Below are 21,278 nucleotides of genomic sequence, written 5' to 3'. Positions count from 1 at the left end.
AACCGGCGCTACCGGTACATGCTGTGGTTCTGGTAAATCATATTATGGTATTCCAAACTTTTTTCAATAATCCATCAATATGAAAATCTTATAGGATTGGTGTGGTTTTAATTAATTGATTTCTAATAATTAATTTTGTTTTTTATGGCGTTTGTATATCAATTTTAATTTTCATAAATAAATAAAGGCTATTTTTTTATTTTATATCATTGTGTTGAGGGGAATAGTCGACAACGTTCAGCTTTAAAGGCGGACTTTTTGATAAAGCATTTTCTTATAGTCATTGAAAATAATTCACCGGCTATGCTATCCCTGTTAATACTGTTTATCTTTAGTAATTAGGGAACCATTAAATGGCCGCTTATTGGATTGCTCACGTTGTAGTGAAAGACCCACAGCAGTATGAGAAATACACTGCACTGGCCCCGGCGGCCTTTGCTCGCTATGGAGCCCGTTTTTTAGCCAGGGGCGGTAAGGCACGGGTGCTGGAAGGGGTTATGCAGCCTGAGCGCAGCGTGGTGATTGAGTTTGATTCTTTTGATGATGCGTTGCGCTGTTACCATTCACAACAGTATCAACACGCGATGGCGGAAAGAATGGGCGTGGCGTTTGCGGAAATTATTGTTGTTGAAGGGGTGTAATTTCAAGTAATTATATATTGCCGCGGCATTTTTTATTATTTTGTTTTATCCAGTATTAATAAAATATTTGATTGACTTGGAGAATGCGCGCGGCCTATATGTATTATGGTATACCATAAGTTTAATCTTACTGAGGGCGTGCGTATGGGGTTCGAGATCAGAAAAATCGTCAGTTACACGGAAGAGACGTTGATTGAAGGCGGCAAGGCGGCGGAAAAACCGGTCACCATGGTGGGGCTGGCGGTAGTCATACTTAACCCTTGGGCTGGCAAAGGCTTCGTTGAGGATCTGCAACCGATCATCAAGGCCAACTGCTCGTCGCTGGGGGTGATGATGGTCGAACGCTTATGCCGGCTGATCGGTGGCGCCGGCAATATTGAAGCCTATGGTAAAGCGGCGGTAGTGGGCGTTGACGGGGAAATTGAACACGCGTCGGCGGTGATCCACACCCTGCGTTTCGGCAACCATTACCGTGATGCAGTCAATGCGAAGAGCTATTTAAGCTTCACCAATAAGCGCGGCGGGGCTGGCACATCTATCCAGATCCCGATGATGCACAAGGATGATGGCGGTTTGCGTTCCCATTATGTCACCCTGGAAATGCAGATTGAAGACGCGCCACGCGCAGATGAGATCGTCGTGGTGCTCGGCGCAGCTGACGGCGGCCGTTTACACCCGCGTATTGGCAACCGCTATCTGGATCTGGAAGCGCTGGCGAAGGAACAAGCGGAGCAAGCCTGATGAATGAAACAAACTCTGTGGTTGCGGCCGCTGCACCAGCCTTTAGCGCGCAAGGCACCTGCTATCAGGTCACCGGCTGCGGGCGCCCGGTGGTATTGATTCATGGCGTAGGGCTGGATCAGCATATGTGGGCGCAGCAGGTCGTTTGCCTGAGCCAATATTATCAAGTGATCACCTATGACATGCTGGGGCATGGGCGTAGCCCACCGCCGCCGCCGGATGCATCGCTGAAGACTTATGCCGATCAACTGCATGCGCTGTTGGCGGCGTTGCATATCAAACGGGCACTGGTGATTGGTTTTTCCATGGGCGGGTTGGTGGCGCGTGCGTTTGCGCTGCATTATCCCACCGCCGCCTCAGGTTTGGCGATCCTCAACAGCGTTTATGAACGTACGCCGCAGCAGCAGGCCGCAGTGGTGGCGCGTGCCCATCAGGTTGCTCTGGATGGCCCGGCGGCTAACGTCGAAGCGGCGCTGCAGCGTTGGTTCAGTGATGAGTATCGCCGCACCCACGCCACGCAGTTGGCGGCGCTGCGGCAAACGTTGCTGAACAACGACAAGTTTGGCTACCTGACCAGTTATCGGTTGTTCGCCCGCGAAGATCGGTATCTGAGCGAACAACTGGGCAATATTCGCGTACCGGTGCTGGTCGCTACCGGCGAATATGACAGCGGTTCGACCCCGGCGATGAGCAAGGCGCTGGCCGGCAAAATACCTGGCGCCCGCGTGGCGATTATACCAGGGCAAAAGCATATGATGGTGCTGGAAGCGATGGAGCAAGTAAATGCGTTGCTGTTGGCCTTCCTGCAGGATGCGTTTTTCAATCACCAACACACTGAGGAACTGCGGCGATGACAACCGAACGTTTCAGCATGCTGATTGGCGGCGAGTGGGTCGCAGCGCAAAGCGGCCAGACCTTCCCTAGCTATAATCCGGCAACCGGGGAAGCCTGGGCTACGTTCCCGGCAGCGGCGTCGGTGGATGTCGATCGGGCGGTCAGGGCTGCGCACCAGGCTTTCAACGCCGCTGCGTGGCGTGGTATTAACGCCACGCAGCGGGGTAAATTACTGCACAAGCTGGGGGATGCCATTGCTGCTCATCAGGAACAGTTGGCTCAGTTAGAGAGCCGCGACAACGGCAAGCTGATTCGTGAAACGCGCGGCCAGGTCGCCTATCTGCCAGAGTTTTTTCACTACATGGCCGGGTTAGCTGATAAGTTGGAAGGTGGTACCTTGCCGATGGATAAGCCCGACTTGTTCACCTACACGGTGCGCGAAGCCCTGGGAGTGGTCGCCTGCCTGATCCCATGGAACAGCCCGCTTTATCTGACCGCCATTAAAATCGCCCCGGCGCTGGCCGCCGGTAATACGTTGGTATTAAAACCGTCCGAGCACGCCTCGGCTTCTATTTTGGCGCTGGCTCGGTTGGTGGAAACGGTTGGCTTCCCGCCTGGGGTGATCAACGTGGTAACCGGCGACGGGCCGGCCGCCGGCGCGGCATTAACCTGCCACCCACTGGTTCGCCGCATTGCGTTTACCGGCGGTGGTGCCACGGCGCAGCACGTGATCCGCAACAGTGCTGAAAACTTCGCTAGCCTGTCACTGGAACTGGGGGGCAAATCGCCCAACATTATTTTTGCCGATGCTAATCTGGATGATGCGATTAATGGCGTAGTGGCTGGTGTGTATGCCGCCTCCGGCCAAAGCTGCGTCGCCGGTTCGCGTCTGTTGGTGCAGGATGAGATCTATGATGTCTTTGTCGCTCGCCTGCATGAGCGGGTAAAGCGCATTAACATTGGGTTGCCGCAGGATGAGAACACCCATATGGGGCCAATGGCGACCAAACAGCAATTGGCGGTAGTGGAGCGTATGGTGGCGCGCGCGCAGCAGCAAGGCGCACGGTTATGTTTCGGCGGCCGCCGCCTGACGCTGCCGGCGGGTGGGTGGTTTTATGAGCCAACATTGCTTGAATGCAATGATTCAGCGCTTGAAATCATGCAGGATGAGGTGTTTGGCCCGGTTGCCGCTATCATCCGTTTTCAGGATGAAGCTCAGGCGCTGGCGCTGGCCAATGACAGCCAATATGGCCTGGCGGCCGGCATCTGGACGCGCGATATCGGCCGTGCGCACCGTATGGCGCGTGATACCCGTGCCGGGATTATTTGGGTGAACACTTATCGCGCGGTGTCGGCGATGGCGCCGATCGGCGGTTTTGGGCAAAGCGGCTATGGCCGGGAAGGCGGGATTGACTCGCTGTTGGCCTATACTGAGTGTAAAACGGTGTGGATCAACCTGTCGCAGCAGCCGATGCCCGATCCTTTTGTGATGCGTTAGTCTGATAGACTCGTCATACTTTAGGTTGCATGTGCGCCGGTGCGATAGCTCGGCCAAACCCTGGCCTCGCCCCGATGTGGCCGCTGTCGGTAGCCGAATTTACTCGGCAGCCAGCGTAGGCGCTGCAGCCATGTTTTTGCTGAATTTGTGTCGTGTTATTTAACGTATCAGTATTATTTGCGCCCGGCCGCGATACTCGCTGGGCCAACGTTATTGGATAAACAGAGCTTATTATGGAACGCCTTCCTTTTGACGATGGTTTTAAAGTTAAACGCAATCAGGTCACGCTGCGTGAGATCGTGCTGGATAAGCTACGTAACGCGATCTTGAATTTCCAATTGCTGCCGGGCGACAGGTTGGTGGAACGCGATCTGTGCGAGCGGCTTGGCGTTAGCCGTACGTCGGTGCGTGAGGCGTTAAGGCATCTGGAATCGGAAGGGTTGGTGGAGTATGCCGGTGCCAAAGGCCCGCGCGTAGCGGTGATCACCCTGGCAGATGCCTGCGAATTGTATGAGTTGCGCTGCGTGCTGGAGGGGATGATTGTCCAACTGTTTACCCAGCGCGCGACACAAAAACAGCTGCAAGAGCTGGAAATTGCGCTGGAAACCAACCGAATCATGCTGGAAAAGGGCGAACTGCCGCAGGTTCTGAAATCGGTGCAGGATTTTTATGACGTGCTAATGACCGGCGCCGGCAACCGGATTGCCGCCCAACAGCTGCGCCAACTGCAGGCTCGCATCAGCTATCTGCGTGCCACAACGGTTTCGCAGGGCGACCGGCGCCGGCACAGTAACCTGGAGATGGAACGGCTGGTGGCGGCGATAAAAAGCGGCGATCCGCACAAAGCATATCAGGCCTGCGTCGATCACGTACTGGCTGCGGCGGCAGTGGCGTTGGAATACCTGAAGTCCCGTACGCCAGAGAAGGGTAAGGCGCAGAAAATCATTGCCGCCGAAGTCTACGCAGGGAAATAACTCGCGCCCTGTCTGGCCCACTCGCTGGCCGCCGCTAGTTCACTGTGCGGTAGCCGACTTCGCCATGGCTGGAAAGATCCAGCCCGTCGATCTCCTGTTCGTCATCCACCCGCAGCCCGCCGCATAATAGCGCCGCGGCCTTATAGGCGAGCCAACTGGCGACGGCGGCCCAGATGATACAAAACAGCATCGAAGCCACGTTTACCCCCAACTGTTCAATAAAACTTCTGCCTTCGATAAAGCCCTGGCCGCCCAGCCACGGCAGGGCAAACACCGGCGTTAGCACACCGCCGACGATGCCGCCGATGCCGTGAATCGCAAATACGTCAAAGGCATCGTCCAGCTTCATACGTGCTTTGAGGCGGATCACGGCATACATGCAGATTGGCGATACGATAACACCCAGCGCGATCGCCCCCATAGGGCCGACATAACCACAGGCCGGCGTGATAGCGACCAGCCCCGCGATGGCGCCGGTTATCGCCCCCAACAAGCTGGGTTTACGTTGGATCTTCCATTCAATCAGCAGCCAGCATATTGCACCGGCGCAGCTTGCCAACATCGTGTTGAGCACCACCAGCATTGAGTAGCCGTTGGCGGCCAGTGCGCAGCCGCCACAGAAACCAAACCAGCCTACCCACAGCAAACAGCCGCCGGTAAGCGTCATGGTCATGTTGTGCGGCGGCAGTATGGCATGGCCAAAACCGCGGCGTGGGCCAATCAGTAAGGCGCCAATCAGCGCGGCGATACCGGCATTCACATGCACCACATTGCCGCCGGCAAAATCCTGATCCGTCCAGTTCAAGATCCAACCGCCGCCCCAGGCCATATGGGCCAGCGGGATATAGTCGATGGTCAGCCAGATCGCCATAAATATCATCACCGCTGAAAACTTGATCCGCTCGGCGAACGATCCGGCGATCAGGCAGGGGGTGATGGAGGCGAACAGCATCATAAACAGTACGTACAGGTATTCTGGCAGGGTACCCACCAGTGAGTCAGTGGTGATGTTGCGCAGGAACAGCTTGTCGATGCCGCCGATGAAGGTTTGCAGGCCGCCGCCGTCGGAAAATGCCAGGCTATAGCCATAAATGGCGAATAGCAGGCTCATCAGCGCGGCCACGCTAAACACTTGCATCAGCACCGACAACACGTTTTTGGTCTGAGCCAGGCCGCCGTAATACAACGCCAGGCCAGGGAGCGTCATCAACAGCACCGCCAGCGAACAGGTAAAGACAAACGCGGTATCAGCGCCGCTCATGACCACCGTTGGCACCGCCGCGCTGGCGTGCTGGGCGAACAGCAGGCAGCATGCGCCGGCCGGCACTTTCCACCGTAAAGAAACTGACTTCATGATTAACCTCGACTGCGGTTGATTATTCGGCATGGGGAAAAGGGGGCCAGGCCCCCAGTGGAGTAAGTGTCAGATTTTTTGCCCCGGGATCCACGAGGTGCCCGCCAATGGCACCCGCGCCATTGCCGCGGCCTCCACGTTTAGCGCCACCAGATCTTCCGGTTCCAAATTATGCAGGTGAGATTTGCCGCAGGCGCGCGCCAGAGTTTGTGCTTCCAGCGTTAGCACCCGTAGGTAGTTCGCCAGCCGTTTGCCGGCGGCGACCGGATCGAGGCGTTGGCTCAGTTCCGGATCCTGGGTGGTGATGCCGGCGGGGTCTTTGCCGTCCTGGAAGTCATCGTAGAAGCCGGCGGCGGAACCCAGCTTTTGATATTCCGCTTCAAAACGTGGGTGGTTATCGCCCAGGGCAATCAACGCGGCGGTGCCAATGGCGACGGCATCGGCGCCGAGTGCAATGGCTTTCGCCACATCGGCGCCATTGCGGATACCGCCGGAGACGATCAACTGAACTTCACGGTGGACGCCCAGCTCCTGCAGTGCCTGAACTGCCTGGGGAATGGCCGCCAGCGTGGGGATGCCCACATGTTCGATAAAGACTTCCTGGGTGGCCGCGGTGCCACCCTGCATACCGTCCACCACTACCACATCGGCGCCGGCGTGTACTGCCAGCTTGACGTCATAGTAGGTGCGTGTGGCGCCTACCTTGACGTAAATCGGCACCTGCCAGTCGGTGATCTCACGCAACTCGGCAATCTTGATCGCCAGATCGTCCGGGCCGGTCCAGTCTGGGTGGCGGCAGGCGCTGCGCTGGTCAATTCCTTGCGGCAAGCAGCGCATGCCCGCAACGCGTTCAGAGATTTTCTGCCCCAGCAGCATACCGCCGCCGCCCGGCTTGGCCCCTTGGCCAAGTACCACTTCAATAGCATCGGCTTTGCGTAGATCGTCGGGGTTCATGCCGTAGCGTGAAGGCAGATATTGATAAACCAGTTTTGACGACTGGCCACGTTCTTCCGGCGTCATGCCGCCGTCACCGGTGGTGGTCGAGGTGCCTACTGCCGACGCGCCGCGCCCCAACGCTTCTTTGGCCTGCGCCGACAGTGCGCCGAAACTCATTCCGGCGATGGTCACCGGGGTGCTGATCACCAGTGGCTTTTTCGCATAGCGGGTGCCCAACGTCACTTCCGTGCCACATTTTTCCCGGTAGCCTTCCAGCGGATATCGGGACATGCTGGCGCCAAGAAACAGCAGGTCGTCAAAGTGGGGGACTTTGCGTTTGGCGCCCCAGCCACGGATATCGTAGATACCGGTTTCGGCGGCGCGCTGGATTTCGGCAATGACGTCGCGGCCGTAAGTTGCTGACTCTCTCAGCGTAGGATTGAATTTATCGCTCATTTCCGGCTCCTGTCAGTATGCTGAGGAATTATCAACTTTAAAGTGGTACAACTGGCGCGCCGAACCGTAGCGGGTGAACGCTTCAGGCGATTCGTCGTCAAAACCGGCCTGTTTGAGCAGTTCGCCCAGCTCTTGATAGTGCTCGGCACGCATCTCTTTTTGCACACAGTCTGCGCCGAGCGACGCCACTTTGCCCTTGACGTAGATATGTACCTCGTACAGCGAATCTCCCAGCGCTTCACCGGCGTCGCCGCATACCACCAGGCAGCCCGCCTGGCCCATAAATGCGCTCATAGCACCGATATTGCCTTTCACCACGATGTTGATGCCTTTCATCGAGATCCCGCAGCGCGCAGAGGCGTTGCCTTCGATCACCAGCAATCCGCCGTTACCGGTGGCGCCGGCGGATTGCGAGGCATCGCCTTTGACACGCACGCTACCGGACATCATATTTTCCGCTACGCCAACGCCCACGTTGCCGTGTACGGTTATCGCGGCTTGCTGGTTCATCCCGGCGCAGTAGTACCCGGCGTGGCCGTCGATATCGACGCTGATATCGGCGTTAATGCCGCAGGCGATGTTGTGCGCGCCGTTGGGCTGAATGACGCGCCATACTTTTTCTTGCGCGGTAATCTGGCTATCGTGCAGTGCTTGGTTCAGTGCGCGCAGACCCGCGCTCAGATTGTAGGTTTTCATTGTGCCACCTCCGCGTGGCTTTCCTCGCCACGTTGCCACAGGTAAATTTTTGCCGGTTCCGGCTCCCAAACTTTAGCGTTTTTGATACCGGGCAGATTCGCCAGCGCCCGGTATTCTGAAGCCATGGCGACATAATCATCAGTTTCGGCGATCACGGCCGGTTTACAGGCGATTGGGTCACGCACAACGGCAAAACCATCGCGGGTACCGACGGCGAAGGTAAAGAAACCGTCCAGATCCTTGAGCGCATGGGTCAGCGCTTGGTTAAGGCTATCGCCCTGGCTCATGCGCCAAGTGAGATATCCGGCCGCCACTTCGGAGTCGTTTTCGGTTTTGAACACTATGCCGGCGCGTTTGAGCTTTTCGCGCAGGCGATTGTGGTTGGAGAGGGAACCATTGTGCACCAGGCACAGATCCAACCCGGTGGAAAAAGGGTGGCTCCCCTGCAGGGTAACTGCACTTTCCGTCGCCAGGCGCGTGTGGCCGATAGCATGGCTGCCTTTCATGGCTGAAAGGTTAAAGCGCTCGGCCACCGTGGCAGGCAACCCGACGCCTTTGAGGATCTCGATGCTATGGCCCGCGCTCAATACGTCTACATCTGGCGCGTACTGCGCCAGCCAGTTCAGCGCGGCAGTTTCATCCGCCGGCAGTTTATAAACCGCGACGCTGGCGTTTTGGAACCAGGTATCGACGGTGCCGAACGCGCTGCCCAGCCGTTCGGCCAAGGCTTGCCAGTTGTAGTTGTCAGTGCTGCTACGCAGCGTCAGCTTAACACCCTGATCGTAGTCATCGCCGTAAACCGCAAAGCCTGCGCTGTCTGGCCCTCGCTCGGTCATTGAGATCAACATCGGAGCAAACAGCGCGCCGAGCTGGCTTTCCAGTTCGGCCTTTTTAAAGTACAAACCCACAATTCCACACATATACTTTCCTCTGTTTTAGGCCATAAAAGGTTCAGAACATTTCGCTGTAACGGCGGGATTCCCACTCGCTGACGTGACGGTGGTATTCATGCCATTCCTGACGTTTAACCTGGATGAATTCGTCGACAATCTCATTGCCGAGCGCCTCGCGCAGTACGGTGTCGCCTGCCAGCGCGTCAATCGCCTCTTTCAGGTTTTCCGGCAGCTTGTCGATCCCCTGTTCCCGGCACTGTTCGCCGGTCAATTGGTAAAGGTTAAGGTTGCAGGCCTTGCCGGGATCGATCTCGCGCTGCACACCATCCAGCCCGGCGGCGATGATGGCTGCATGCACCAGATAAGGGTTGGCGCTGGTGTCTGGCAGGCGGAATTCCAGGCGGCCGTAGGGGATTCGTACCATCGCCGAACGGTTATTGTCGCCATAAGTAATGAAGACCGGCGCCCACGTGGCGCCGCTGTTGGAACCGCCGCTCACCAGGCGTTTATAGGAGTTCACCGTCGGCGCGGCGAAGGCGCACAGCGCTTTGGCATGGTGCAGCAGGCCGCCGATAAAGTGATAGGCGGTACGGGATAACCCCAGATTTTGCGGATCGCTGTCGTCGCCGAACACGTTGCGGCCGTGCTCGTCGGCGATCGAAAGGTGGAAGTGCATGCCGTTGCCGGGTTTGTCGGCAAAAGGTTTGGGCATAAAGGAACAGACCAAACCCAGATCGTAGGCGATTTCGCCGGCTGCCATGCGCACAAAAGTGAAGCGATCGGCCGAGGTTAGGGCGTCGCTGTAGGCGTAGTTGATCTCAAACTGACCGTTGGCGTCTTCATGGTCTATTTGGTAAACGTCGAAACCCACGGCCATCAGCGATTCGCTAAGTTGCTCCAGAAACGCGCGCACCCGCGACAACCCTTTGTAGTCGTAGCAGGGTTTGGCAAGCGTATCGCTATAGTCCGCTGGCAACAGTTCACCACGCTCGCCGCGTTTGAATAGCGAAAACTCCGGTTCCAGGCCGCTGTTCAGTGTCCAACGTTTCTCCTGCAAGCGCTTGAGCTGCTTGATCAACACCACGCGGCTATCGTAAGGGTGGGGGGCATTATTGACATAACCGCTGCAGGCTACGCGGGCATAACCGGGCTGCCAGGGTACCAGCGACAGCGTGGCAAGATCGGCCCGTGCCATATAGTCCGGCCCCTGTGGCTGCATGCCCATCCCTGAAATAGCGAAGCCGGCAAATCCTGCGCCTTTCTCCACAATGTCCATCAGGCAACCGGCGGGCACTGACTTGGTTTTTGCTACGCCATGAATGTCGACGAACTGCGCCAGGATGTAACGAATCTCATTGTCTTGCAGAAATTTCACAGCTTCTTCAGGGGACATGATCTCTCCTTCAACAGCAGGGTTGCGATGTTGCGCGGCCTAAGCAGGTGCGGCTGCGCCGATGATGTTTTAATTCCTGTAGGGAATTTTTTTTTCTTAAAAGTAAAATGCAGGCGGCGTGCCAAGATCGCTGTACGGCCTAATATTTAAACGGGGAAAATAAATTGCTAATGAGAATCAGTGTCTTGAAATTTCTCAAAACGTTAATTCATATATGAATGTTATTTTTAATGCTGCAAAGTGCGTTCAGTGCACTAATTAAGTGCGAAATGTGATTTTTTTTGGTGCGTATGTTGCCGTGTGGTTGTTAATAAATTTTAATTTTTAATGTAAAAAATAAACAATAAGTGTGGTTATTTAGCGTAAATTAGATTTTATATTTTATATATGAGTTTTTTTATTTATATATAAATTAATTTGGTTATTTTCACCTGTGTGAAGCAAAAAATCTCGACAAGCAATTTTTTTTGAAGTAGACGTATTGCAGAGCAACGATTTCAAGCCTGTTACAGGCAAATAATTGCCATAAATATTCATATATAAAATTGAATATTTGTATGTGGAGATTTGAATGAAGACCAATCAGGATTCCTATATCATCACCGCATCCTGTGCCGCCACCTCCGGCATTATTGCGGCCGTCACTACGTATTTAAGCGATAACCAATGTTATATCAGTGAGTTGGCACAATATGATGATGAGCAACTGGGGCGCTTCTTTTTACGTGCTCGCTTTCGTTTTAATGAGGGAGTGAACGGCGATATTGATAGCGTGCGCCGTGGCTTCTCCAGCGTCGCCAACCGCTTTGAGATGGCCTGGCAAATCCATGACATTGCTGAACCGATGCGCGTGCTGCTGATGGTCAGCAAGTTCGATCACTGCCTGAACGATTTGTTATATCGCCACGGCAAGGGGGAGTTGGATATGCGTATTACCGCTATTGTTTCCAACCATCTGGATTTGCGCCCGATGGCGGAGCGGCAGGGGATCCGCTTTGTTTATTTGCCGGTAAATAAAGAAAACAAAGCACAACAGGAAGCGGCGCTGTTGCAGATAGTGGAAGAAACGGCCACCGAACTGGTGGTGTTGGCGCGTTATATGCAAATCCTTTCCGATGATTTGTGCCAACGGCTGAAAGGCCGGGCGATTAATATCCACCACTCGTTCTTGCCCGGCTTCAAAGGCGCAATGCCCTATCACCAGGCCCATAGCCGCGGGGTAAAACTGATTGGCGCAACGGCGCATTATGTCACCGCCGAGCTGGACGAAGGGCCGATCATCGAGCAGGAAGTGCAGCGAGTGGATCACACCTATCGTCCGGATGATCTGGTGGTGGTGGGCCGCAATACCGAAACTATCGCACTCTCCAGGGCGGTTAAATATCACATTGAGCGCCGTATCTTCCTGGATGAACACAAAACGGTGATTTTCAAATGAGTCTGGTTCCTTCGGCACAAACGGCACAAGCCCGTGCGCAAATCATTGATGGCAAAGCCTGTGCGCAGGCGCTGTTAGACACTGTAGCCAAAGAGGTGACTGCGCTGCGTGAACAGGGCATTCAGCCCGCGCTGGCGGTGATTCTGGTGGGGGACGATCCCGCCAGCGCCGTTTATGTGCGCAATAAAATCCGCCAGGCGGAAAATGCCGGCATTACCTCACATGAATACCGCTTTAATGCAGCGCTGCCGCAGGCGGAGTTGCTGGCGATCATCACCCGGTTGAACCAGGAACCGGCGGTTAATGGCATTTTGGTTCAACTGCCGTTACCGCCGCAGATCGATGAACACGCAGTGATCCATGCTATCAGCCCGCTGAAGGATGTTGATGGTTTTCACCATGAGAACGTGGGTGGGCTGGTACAGGGCCGTGAGGTGCTCACGCCTTGTACGCCGCTCGGCTGTATGCGGCTGCTGCAGACAGCGTGCCCGGATCTTGGCGGCAAACATGCAGTGGTGATTGGGCGCTCCAATATTGTCGGCAAACCGATGGCTGCCCTGTTACTGCAGGCGCATTGTTCCGTCACCGTGTTGCATTCGCGTAGCGCCAATGTCCGGCAATTGGCTAGCCAGGCCGATATTCTGGTGGTTGCCGTTGGCCGGGCCAACATGGTGGATGCAGAGTGGATCAAGCCCGGCGCGGTGGTGATCGACGTGGGGATTAACCGCTGGGCGCAACCGGAGGGCGGCACCCGGCTGGTGGGGGATGTGGATTTCGCCAGTGCGAGCCGGGTGGCGGGGGCGATTACGCCGGTGCCGGGCGGCGTGGGGCCAATGACTATCGCTTGCCTGATGCAAAACACCGTAACGGCAACCCGGCTTCAACTGCAAGCCGCGTTGTTGCCTGCTTTAAGCTGACCGGGAGACGAACGCTATGCCTTTTGCCTTGCTGAAATATGGCCTGTCCGCCAACTACCCCGCCGAGGTGGATATCCCACCGCCGCGCGATCTGAAAGCCCACTATGACGTGGTGATTATCGGCGGCGGCGGCCACGGGCTGGCGATTGCCTACTATCTGGCGAAATACCACGGTATTACCAACGTGGCCGTGCTGGAAAAAGGTTACCTGGCGGGCGGCAACACCGCACGCAACACTGCGGTGATCCGTTCCAACTACCTAACGGCGGAAGGGGTACGGTTTTACAGTGAATCGGTGAAGCTGTTCCAGGGGTTATCCAATGAGTTTGATTTTAACATCATGTATTCGGAGCGCGGCCAATTGACGCTGGCACACACCGATGCTGCGGTGCGGGCCTTCCGCCAGCGTGCCGAGGTGAATAAACATTTTGGCGGCCGCACGGAAATGCTCGATCGCCAGCAGATCAAAGAGTTGGTACCCACATTGAATCTTGATCCCGGCCATCTGCCCGTCATCGCCGGGCTGTGGCATATCGACGGCGCTACGGCGCGCCACGATGCGGTGGCGTGGGGCTACGCCAAAACGGCGGCCAAACGCGGCGTGGAGATTCATCAACTGACTGAAGTGCAGGAACTGGTGATCGTCGACGGTAAGATCAGCGCGGTGAAAACCAACCGCGGCACCATCGGATGCGGCTGCGCGGTGCAGGCGGTTGCCGGCCACAGTTCGCTGTTGGCGCAAAAGGCCGGCTTCAGGCTGCCGGTAGTCAGTTACCCACTGCAGGCAATGGTAACGCAACCGGTGAAACCGTTTTTGGATCCGCTGGTCAGTTCATCGGCGCTGCATTGCTATGTGCAGCAGACCAGCCGCGGCGAGGTGGTATTTGGCGGTGGCTCCGATCCTTACCCACTGTATAACACCCGTTCCACGCTGGATCTGAAAGAAAGCCTGATCGCCCACGGTATTGACATGTTCCCGTTCCTGGCCAAAGCACGCCTGATGCGGCAGTGGGCCGGGATCACGGATATGACGCCGGACTATAGCCCGATCATGGGGGAAAGCCCGGTACAGAACTACTACCTGGATGCCGGGTGGGGCACCTGGGGCTTCAAGGCAACGCCTATCTGCGGTAAGACCATGGCGGAAATGGTGGCCAGCGGCGGGAAAACTCCGGCGCTTATTGCACCGTTCCGCCTGGAGCGTTTTGCCCATTTCCAGCAGGTCAATGAGATGGGCGCCACTGCCGCCAGCCATTAATAGGGGATCGTGATGAAATTAATGCCGTGCCCGCTAAACGGGCTGCGAAATATCAGCGAATTTATTTACGGCGGTGAACTGAAACCTATGCCGGATCCGCTCAACTGCAGCGATCGTGAATGGGCCGGTTACGTGTTTTACAGCGATAACACTGCCGGGATCGTGACCGAATGGTGGATGCATGCAGCCTCGAGCTATTGGTTTCTGGCAGAGCGCAATACCGTTACCGACGAAATCATCAGAACTTACGATCCAGCCGAACGTTTCCCACACCCGCCAGGGCGGGAGGGGGTACTTACAGTAGCATTTGCGATTCCGGCCACGGCTACGCATGGAGAGGAAATAGAATGAGCGAGGCGATTCAGGGCGCCGGCAAGGCACCCGCAGTAGCGATTAACACGCTTGAAAACCGCCTGCCTGCGCCGTTGGGGGTTATGGTCGATCGCACCCGGCCGGTAGCGTTTACTTTTGAAGGGCAGCACTGGGTTGGCTTGCAGGGGGATTCGATCGCCAGCGCTTTGGCTGCCGGCGGGCGCTATTTGCTGTCACGTTCGTTCAAATACCATCGTCCACGCGGCATTCTCACCCTGGCCGGCCAGGATGCAAATACGTTGGTGCAACTGCCCGATGAGCCGAATGTTTTGGCCGACATGCAAACCATCAGCGACGGCCTGACGGTAAGCGGGCAAAACTATAACAGCGCGTTGGATCAGGATCGTGATATGAAACTGGGTGCCTTTTCGCGCTTTATGCCAGTGGGTTTTTATTACCGCGCATTCTACAAACCAAAGGGCATGTGGAAACGCTGGGAGCCGCTAATTCGCCGTAAGGCCGGGCTGGGGGTACTGAACCTGCATGCTACGGCGGAATATTATGATAAGGCTTATCTGTTTACGGACGTCATGGTCGTCGGGGCCGGGCCTGCAGGGCTGCAAGCTGCACTCAGCGCTGCCGAGGCCGGGGCCGATGTACTGCTGGTCGAGCAGCTTGCGTTGTTGGGGGGCGCGCTGACCTGGGCGCGTTTCGCTGCCGACAAGGCACCCGCGGAGCAATTGTTGCACCAGCTTTGCCAGCAAGTTAGCCAACACCCCAAGATCCGGGTGTTGGCTTCGACTACCTGTACCGGCTGGTTCCAGGATAACTACCTGCCGGTGGTTCAGGGGAAACGGATGTATAAAGTCCGAGCCAGGGCCTGTGTAATGGCGACAGGGGCTTACGATCAGCCGGTGATCTTCCGTAATAACGATTTGCCCGGCGTGATGTTGACCAGTGCCGCCCAGCGGTTGATGCGCCACTATGCGGTGCGGCCCGGACGGCGCGCAGTGGTGCTGACCGGCAATGACGACGGCTGGCTGGCGGCATTGGAACTGCATGAACAGGGCGTCGAGGTGGCGGCGGTGGTTGATCTGCGCGCCCAGGCGGCGGATGCGCAGTTGGCGGCCAGCGTGGCCGGGTTGGGCATCCGCCAATTCATGGGCGCCACGGTCTATGAAGCACTGCATGACGCTTCGCTGCACCGGGTGATCGGGGCAGAGATCCGTTCGATTACCGGCAAAGGACAAGTGGCGGCACAGGGAGAGCGTATTCACTGCGATTTGTTGTGCATGTCCGCCGGTTATATGCCAGCCTGGCAGTTGCCGTGCCAGGCCGGTGGCAAGCTCAACTACGATGATGACACGGCAACATTCACCATCGGCAAACTGCCTGCCGGGGTGGTGACTGCCGGCTCGATTAATGGCTGGCAGGCGCTGACTGATGTGCTCAGCGATGGCCGGCGGGCAGCGTTTAACGCGTTGCGTCAGCTTGGTCTGGCTGCCGCCGAACCGCCGAAGAGCGAAGGGGCGCTTACGGGTAATTACCCCTGGCCGATCTTCCCGCACCCGAAAGGCAAAGAATTTGTGGATTTTGATGAAGATCTACAGATCAAAGACATCATCAACGCCACACGCCATGGTTATCGCGATATACAACTGGTGAAGCGTTTTTCCACCGTCGGTATGGGGCCTTCGCAGGGGCGTCATTCGGCGCTGCCGACGGCGCGGCTGGTGGCTCAGGCGACCAACCGCAGCGTCAGCGAAACCGGGGTAACAACCGCCCGGCCGCCGTTTAGCGGTGAAACACTGGCGCACCTGGCCGGGCGCAGTTTTGATCCCTACCGTATCACCCCATTGCACCAACACCATTTGGCGCTGGGGGCCGTGCTGATGCCGGCCGGTAATTGGTTACGCCCGGGTTATTATGCGGTGGAAGGGCGCAGTAAGGCTGAGACGATCCAGCAGGAAGCGCTTAACGTGCGTAATAACGTTGGTCTGATTGATGTTTCCACCTTGGGGGCTATCGAACTGCGTGGGCCGGATGCCGCTGAACTGATGAACCGTATGTATACTTTTGCCTTTCTCAAACAGCCGGTAGGCCGCACCCGCTACGCGGTGATGACCAACGAGCAGGGGGTGATTATTGATGATGGTGTGGCTTGTCGCCTGGCGGAAAACCATTTTTACGTGACGGCGACCACTGGGGGCGTGGCACGTGTCTATCAAGAGATGTTGAAATGGAACACCCAATGGCGGTTGGATGTGGATATCGCCAATGTCACCGCCGCTTGGGCGGCAATCAACCTGGCTGGGCCGCAGGCGCGCGCAGTGCTGCAAGCGCTGTGCAGCGATATCGATCTTACCGCAGAGGCTTTCCCTTATCTGGCGTATCGCCAGGGGCATGTCGCCGACATCCCGGCGCGAGTACTGCGGGTGGGGTTTGTCGGTGAGTTGGGGTATGAGATCCACGTGCCGGCGCGCTATGGTGCCGCTCTGTGGGAAGCTCTGATGGCCGCGGGGCGGGTGCAAGGGATCCGCCCGTTTGGCGTTGAGGCACAGCGCCTGCTGCGGCTGGAGAAAGGCCATGTGATTATCGGCCAGGATACCGACGGCATGAGCCACCCGGCCGAGGTGGGGTTAGGCTGGGCGGTTAACCGTAGCAAACCGGGGTTTGTCGGCCGCCGGGCCATTGATATTCTCGAAGCACAGCCGCCGGTGCGCCGCCTGGTGGCATTTACGCTGCCGACGGGCAGCCCACAACCTCTCGAGGGGCAACTGGTGCTGAGAAACGGACAGATCTGCGGCAATGTCACCTCATGCGAATATTCAGCAACCCTTAAGGCGATTATCGGCCTGGCTTATGCGGCGCCTGAACATGCCGAAACAGGGGCAACCGTGACCATTCGCGTTGAAAGTGGTGCAGATGTGCTGGCCACGGTGGTTGCCCTGCCATTTTATGATAAAGATAATCACAGACAGGAGATGTGACATGATATCTGCACTGGCTTTTGCGCGTATGCCGCTCGATCATCTACCTGAACCGCCGTTATTGGGCCCTGAGCATGCTGAACAGACGACGTTAGCCGATTGTTCACGCGTTGGTCGGGTAGGGTTTCGCGGGCGGTGGGCGCCCGTCTGGCTGGCGGCGCATGGCTATCGTTTGCCCGAACGCCCGAATCAGGCGCTTTGGCAGGATGATGGCAGTCTGGTGGTGCGTTTGTCCGCCAGCGAATTCCTGCTGCTAGGGGCATTGGCCGATGGCGGCGTGCGTATGCGCCAGGAAGAGGCCGATTGGCAGTTGGGCGAGCAAGCGTGTTATCTGTTGCCGCGTCAGGATACCCACGCCTGGTTGGCCTTGGCCGGGCCACATGCGCACGCGGTGTTGGCCAAGCTGTGTGGCGTCAACCTAAGCCCCGCCGCCTTTGCGCCGGGCTGTGTGGCGCAGACCTCGGTGGCGCGCAGCAACGCGATCGTAATTAACGCCGGCCTGTCGGGTGAAACACGGTTCTGGTTACTGATGGATAGCACGACTGCTTGCTATTTTTGGGGGGCGCTGCAGGATGCTATGGTGGAGTTTGCAGGCCAGACAGTGCGTATTCTTTAGATTGCCTATGTAGCGCGGGATTTACCTATTCGCTTTATTGTTATGCCTGATTTTGCTTAACTGATTGGCATTGTATCCCTTTTAATACTCCTTATTATGCCCGGCAGCGTTTCAGATGTTGGGCGAGTTACCTCTTTTGGACAAAGGCAGATATGGCAGCAGAAATGTCATCGGAGAATGATTACACCGTCCCCGGCTTATTCCGCGGGTTGAAAATCCTGGAAATGTTTAACAGCGAGCAGCGCATTCTCACCGTGCAGGATTTCGCCGACGCGCTTGGGGTCACCACCTCGGCCATTTACCGTATTATTACGACGCTGACGGAGATGAACTATCTGGAAAAGGTGGCGAAAAACACCTACCAGCTTGGGCCGCAGGTTATCTCCAATGGCTTTAGCTATCTGGCTAGCCGTGATGTGGTGGATATCGCCATGCCGCACCTCAATGCTCTGCGAAACCGCATTTCGATGTCGTGCCATTTGGCGATCCGCGAAGGGCAAGATACGGTCTATATCTATCGTTCGTTTGCTTCGCAGCGGCTGTCGGTAAACGTGCCGATCGGCACACGCATTCCTTGCCATTGCAGCGCAATGGGGCGGGTATTGCTGACCGAATTGAACGAGAGTGAACTGGATGTGTTATATCAGCATGCGCGGCTGGATGGGTATGCAGTGGTGGCGCCGCGCACTTTGCCGGAGTTGAAACAAACCATTGAGCAGGATCGCCTTACTGGTTGGGTTGAGCATCGCTCCGATTTTGCCACTGCGATCGCCACTGGCCTGCGAAACCACCATAATCAGATCGTCGCTGCCATCAATGTTTCCGGGCCGGATGCTATTATGGGAGAAGCGCAGCAGAAAACGGCGATCCGCGAGGCGTTGCTGAACACCGCTCAGGCTATCTCATTTGAGCTTGGCCACAGCCACCGAGCCAATAATCAGGAATAACCCGCATGAGCAGGCCAATTACCACGGAAAAGCAGGCGACGCGGTTAAGCCTGGAGCAACATATCGCTCGCGCTATTAAGCAAAAACGCCTGTCGCAGGGGTTTAAAATTTCCGACGTAGCACGTATCGCCGGTATCAGCCCTGGCATGGTCAGCAAAGTCGAGAATGCACAGGTGTCTACCAGTTTGGATACCTTAAGCCGGCTTTGCGCGGCGATTGGCCTGCCGGTTTCCAAGCTGTTTAGCGATTACGATCTGGTAGGACGTGGCGCGCAGTTGGTGAAAGCCGGGGATGCTATGGAGGTAGTGCGCACCGGTACTGAAGTGGGCCATACCTACCATCTTCTTAGCTATCAGCATGGCCCTAAAAAGCGTTATGAACCATTTCTGGTCACGATGGATGATGCCAGTGAAGTCTTCCCTAATTTTTGCCATCCTGGCCATGAATTTCTCTACCTGCTGGAAGGTAAGCTGATTTATCGTCATGGTGAACGTTTTTATGACATGGATCCCGGCGACAGCTTATCCTTTGACGGAGCGGTTCCCCATGGCCCGGAAAAACTGTTGCAGGTACCGATTCGCTTACTCTCGATTATTCATTACGATGAGAATGAAGAATAAAGGGGCGCCAAGAGGAAAGCATCGGGCGTTTTTATAGTTCATATTTTTTATAACAATAGAATACGGGTTCCTGACTGTTCACGAAAAAGGAATTTCGGCAAGAAAGTGTGGATGCCTTCGATGTTTGTGTATGATATTCATAAGGATAAAGCGTGCTGTATTGGCCTCTGACATTATTGGGAATGTCAATATTCTGTTTTCTGTCCTCTTGGCAACCGGCCATGTTTTCTACGGAATTATAATGTGAGTCATATGTATTGCTGGGTATGGCTTTATTAGTGATGAGCATTATAGCGATCACTACCGTCAGTAAAACAGAAAAAAAGAAGGTTTTTTTTCTAAAATTTTCTTTTGTCAACCCTCTTTTTAGTGGTTTTACCTCTTCCTTAAACGTGACTTTTCTTACTTTTGCCGTTTTGTCGAAATAAAAGCCTTGCTTGGGAACAGTGATTATCAGGTTTTTACCATCTATATATATAGCGTTAAAGGCTTTTCTTAGTATCGATATGTTTTGGTACAGATTATTAGGGGTTACCTCTTGGCTTTTCATTCCCCATGCAAACTCATAGAGCTCCTTCTGTGAAACTAGTGCCTGTTTTTCTAGCAACAACAGCAGACAACGGCTTGCTGGGGTTGTTAGTGAAATGTTTTTGCTGTGGTTATCTTCGCTTGCGATTCTGTTTTCATTAGGTATGAATATGACATGGTCATTAATAATGAATTTCGTAGTCATAATTTATTACTTTTTTGGTGGTAGGTACGATTGGTTAGTTAATAGTCGACAGCGATCCTACCATAAAAAAATTACATGATAAGAAAGATCTTGCTCTCATTTATGAAATGTTTTAGATCATGGGATAAGAGGGGGGTGAAAGGGTATTTCTCATCACTATCTATTAGTTAAATGATGGGTATTTTTTTGTTAACTTGTTAATTTTAAAAAGTATTTTCTTTAATTTAATATTCTTAAATTAAAAAAAAACCTTAATAAATCGGTTTAGCTTTTTATTTGGGGAAATGCATTTTATCATCGATTGTAATGAGTTGTTCGATCGGTGTAAATATTCATCGTTGTCAGTGTTTAGTTCTGATATTGCGTGTAAATATGATTGTTTATTTTTATTGTTTTTTGTGTGTTGTTTTGAGTGGATTTATGATGTTTTATTTTTATTTTGAAATATAATTTTGATGTTTTTTGTTTTTATGGTGTTTTATCCTTTAGTTTGTCGTTAATGTTGTGCGTTTTTTTGATTTTTTTGTGATGATTGATTTGCATTGGTTTTGCTGTTCTTGAAGGTTATATTTCTTGCGGGATATAGCCATAGTGTAATTTAGCTATAGGTTTAAATAAGACAGGAGTCTATTTCTAATGGAAAGAGTGTTAGCCGGTTATTATATAGGCCGTGATATTCGTTTTGAGTTAGATCATCGTAAATTATCATCAATTACATCTAAGGGGCAGGAATATATACTGCGTGATACCATGATGCGCCTTTTAGTTTATCTTTTGAAAAATGCCGATGGAAAGATTGTATGCAACGACGATATTTTATTCCATGTTTGGGATCAGCATGGTCTGAAATCATCGAGCCAACGTTTGTGGCAAGTCATGCAGCAGTTAAAAATAAAGTTGATAGCGTTAGGCGCTCCTCATGATTTCATTATGCGGGTAGAAAGCTTTAATGGGAAAGGATATACATTGAAGAGTGAACTTATCAGGCCATATTATTTCATCTGTGAAAAAACAGCCAAATAATAAATGAT

Annotated in this window: 20 protein-coding genes; 14 read left to right on the top strand and 6 right to left on the bottom strand. The window is 54.5% G+C overall.

All coding sequences use genetic code 11. From position 1 onward, the window contains the following. The first annotated feature begins 353 nt into the window (after positions 1 to 353). The 5 genes from AC559G_RS15205 to AC559G_RS15185 all read left to right on the top strand — a co-directional run bounded on the left by AC559G_RS15205 (position 354) and on the right by AC559G_RS15185 (position 4,688). Entirely contained in the window at positions 354 to 641 is a 288-nt protein-coding gene (locus AC559G_RS15205) for a DUF1330 domain-containing protein (protein WP_498913100.1), read from the top strand. A gap of 144 nt (positions 642 to 785) precedes the next feature. Next, a complete protein-coding gene (locus AC559G_RS15200; RefSeq protein WP_498913099.1) occupies positions 786 to 1,382 on the top strand; it encodes an amino acid synthesis family protein in 597 nt (198 codons plus the stop codon). Then, the gene (locus AC559G_RS15195) at positions 1,382 to 2,236 is read left to right on the top strand and encodes an alpha/beta fold hydrolase (protein ID WP_498913098.1); all 855 of its coding nucleotides are present in this window, start codon (positions 1,382 to 1,384) and stop codon (positions 2,234 to 2,236) included. Before AC559G_RS15200 ends, AC559G_RS15195 begins: the two co-directional genes overlap by 1 nt. Continuing rightward, positions 2,233 to 3,714, top strand: coding sequence for an aldehyde dehydrogenase (locus tag AC559G_RS15190; RefSeq protein WP_498913097.1), 1,482 nt, complete (start codon positions 2,233 to 2,235; stop codon positions 3,712 to 3,714). Before AC559G_RS15195 ends, AC559G_RS15190 begins: the two co-directional genes overlap by 4 nt. A gap of 233 nt (positions 3,715 to 3,947) precedes the next feature. Continuing rightward, entirely contained in the window at positions 3,948 to 4,688 is a 741-nt protein-coding gene (locus tag AC559G_RS15185) for a GntR family transcriptional regulator (RefSeq protein WP_498913096.1), read from the top strand. Positions 4,689 to 4,722: 34 nt separating this feature from the next. On the opposite strand, the gene AC559G_RS15180 is transcribed toward AC559G_RS15185, so the two are convergent. The 5 genes from AC559G_RS15180 to glnT all read right to left on the bottom strand — a co-directional run bounded on the left by AC559G_RS15180 (position 4,723) and on the right by glnT (position 10,416). Next, positions 4,723 to 6,042: an ammonium transporter gene (locus AC559G_RS15180; RefSeq protein WP_498913095.1), complete on the bottom strand. Its 1,320-nt coding sequence runs from the start codon at positions 6,040 to 6,042 to the stop codon at positions 4,723 to 4,725. Between the two features lie 69 nt (positions 6,043 to 6,111). Then, positions 6,112 to 7,434 (bottom strand): FMN-binding glutamate synthase family protein, encoded by a 1,323-nt coding sequence (locus AC559G_RS15175; RefSeq protein ID WP_279027464.1) that lies wholly within the window; start codon positions 7,432 to 7,434, stop codon positions 6,112 to 6,114. A gap of 12 nt (positions 7,435 to 7,446) precedes the next feature. After that, on the bottom strand, positions 7,447 to 8,130 hold the full coding sequence (locus AC559G_RS15170; RefSeq protein ID WP_498913094.1) for a protein glxC: 684 nt from the start codon (positions 8,128 to 8,130) through the stop codon (positions 7,447 to 7,449). Beyond that, positions 8,127 to 9,050 (bottom strand): class II glutamine amidotransferase, encoded by a 924-nt coding sequence (locus tag AC559G_RS15165; protein ID WP_498913093.1) that lies wholly within the window; start codon positions 9,048 to 9,050, stop codon positions 8,127 to 8,129. Before AC559G_RS15165 ends, AC559G_RS15170 begins: the two co-directional genes overlap by 4 nt. Before the next feature lie 31 nt (positions 9,051 to 9,081). Next, entirely contained in the window at positions 9,082 to 10,416 is a 1,335-nt protein-coding gene (gene glnT, locus AC559G_RS15160; RefSeq protein WP_498913092.1) for a glutamine synthetase, read from the bottom strand. Between the two features lie 571 nt (positions 10,417 to 10,987). On the opposite strand from glnT, the gene purU reads away from it, so the two are divergent. From purU to AC559G_RS15120, 8 genes are all read left to right on the top strand, one after another. Then, complete coding sequence (purU, locus tag AC559G_RS15155; protein ID WP_498913091.1) at positions 10,988 to 11,854, top strand: formyltetrahydrofolate deformylase; 867 nt, start codon at positions 10,988 to 10,990, stop codon at positions 11,852 to 11,854. Next, a complete protein-coding gene (gene folD / locus AC559G_RS15150) occupies positions 11,851 to 12,771 on the top strand; it encodes a bifunctional 5,10-methylenetetrahydrofolate dehydrogenase/5,10-methenyltetrahydrofolate cyclohydrolase (protein WP_498913090.1) in 921 nt (306 codons plus the stop codon). Before purU ends, folD begins: the two co-directional genes overlap by 4 nt. A gap of 16 nt (positions 12,772 to 12,787) precedes the next feature. Beyond that, positions 12,788 to 14,029, top strand: coding sequence for a sarcosine oxidase subunit beta family protein (locus AC559G_RS15145; protein WP_498913089.1), 1,242 nt, complete (start codon positions 12,788 to 12,790; stop codon positions 14,027 to 14,029). Positions 14,030 to 14,041: 12 nt separating this feature from the next. Then, positions 14,042 to 14,380 (top strand): sarcosine oxidase subunit delta, encoded by a 339-nt coding sequence (locus AC559G_RS15140; RefSeq protein WP_498913088.1) that lies wholly within the window; start codon positions 14,042 to 14,044, stop codon positions 14,378 to 14,380. Further along, complete coding sequence (locus AC559G_RS15135) at positions 14,377 to 17,331, top strand: aminomethyltransferase family protein (RefSeq protein WP_498913087.1); 2,955 nt, start codon at positions 14,377 to 14,379, stop codon at positions 17,329 to 17,331. Before AC559G_RS15140 ends, AC559G_RS15135 begins: the two co-directional genes overlap by 4 nt. 1 nt (position 17,332) lies before the next feature. Then, positions 17,333 to 17,947 (top strand): sarcosine oxidase subunit gamma, encoded by a 615-nt coding sequence (locus tag AC559G_RS15130; protein ID WP_498913086.1) that lies wholly within the window; start codon positions 17,333 to 17,335, stop codon positions 17,945 to 17,947. A gap of 164 nt (positions 17,948 to 18,111) precedes the next feature. Continuing rightward, positions 18,112 to 18,894: an IclR family transcriptional regulator gene (locus AC559G_RS15125; RefSeq protein WP_498913085.1), complete on the top strand. Its 783-nt coding sequence runs from the start codon at positions 18,112 to 18,114 to the stop codon at positions 18,892 to 18,894. A gap of 5 nt (positions 18,895 to 18,899) precedes the next feature. Continuing rightward, positions 18,900 to 19,514 carry a helix-turn-helix domain-containing protein gene (locus AC559G_RS15120; RefSeq protein ID WP_279028654.1) on the top strand — a complete coding sequence of 205 codons (615 nt, stop codon included), beginning with the start codon at positions 18,900 to 18,902 and terminating at the stop codon, positions 19,512 to 19,514. A 31-nt stretch (positions 19,515 to 19,545) separates the two neighbouring features. Here AC559G_RS15120 and AC559G_RS15115 read toward each other — a convergent pair whose 3' ends face one another. Further along, positions 19,546 to 20,247 (bottom strand): winged helix-turn-helix domain-containing protein, encoded by a 702-nt coding sequence (locus AC559G_RS15115; RefSeq protein ID WP_498913084.1) that lies wholly within the window; start codon positions 20,245 to 20,247, stop codon positions 19,546 to 19,548. A gap of 636 nt (positions 20,248 to 20,883) precedes the next feature. Here AC559G_RS15115 and AC559G_RS15110 point away from each other — a divergent pair. Next, positions 20,884 to 21,270 (top strand): winged helix-turn-helix domain-containing protein, encoded by a 387-nt coding sequence (locus tag AC559G_RS15110; RefSeq protein WP_498913083.1) that lies wholly within the window; start codon positions 20,884 to 20,886, stop codon positions 21,268 to 21,270. The last annotated feature ends 8 nt before the right edge of the window (positions 21,271 to 21,278 follow it).

Origin of the sequence: Gibbsiella greigii (genome assembly GCF_039540155.1) — a bacterium.
Lineage (GTDB): Bacteria > Pseudomonadota > Gammaproteobacteria > Enterobacterales > Enterobacteriaceae > Gibbsiella > Gibbsiella quercinecans.
This window is presented reverse-complemented; position numbering and strand designations above follow the sequence as displayed.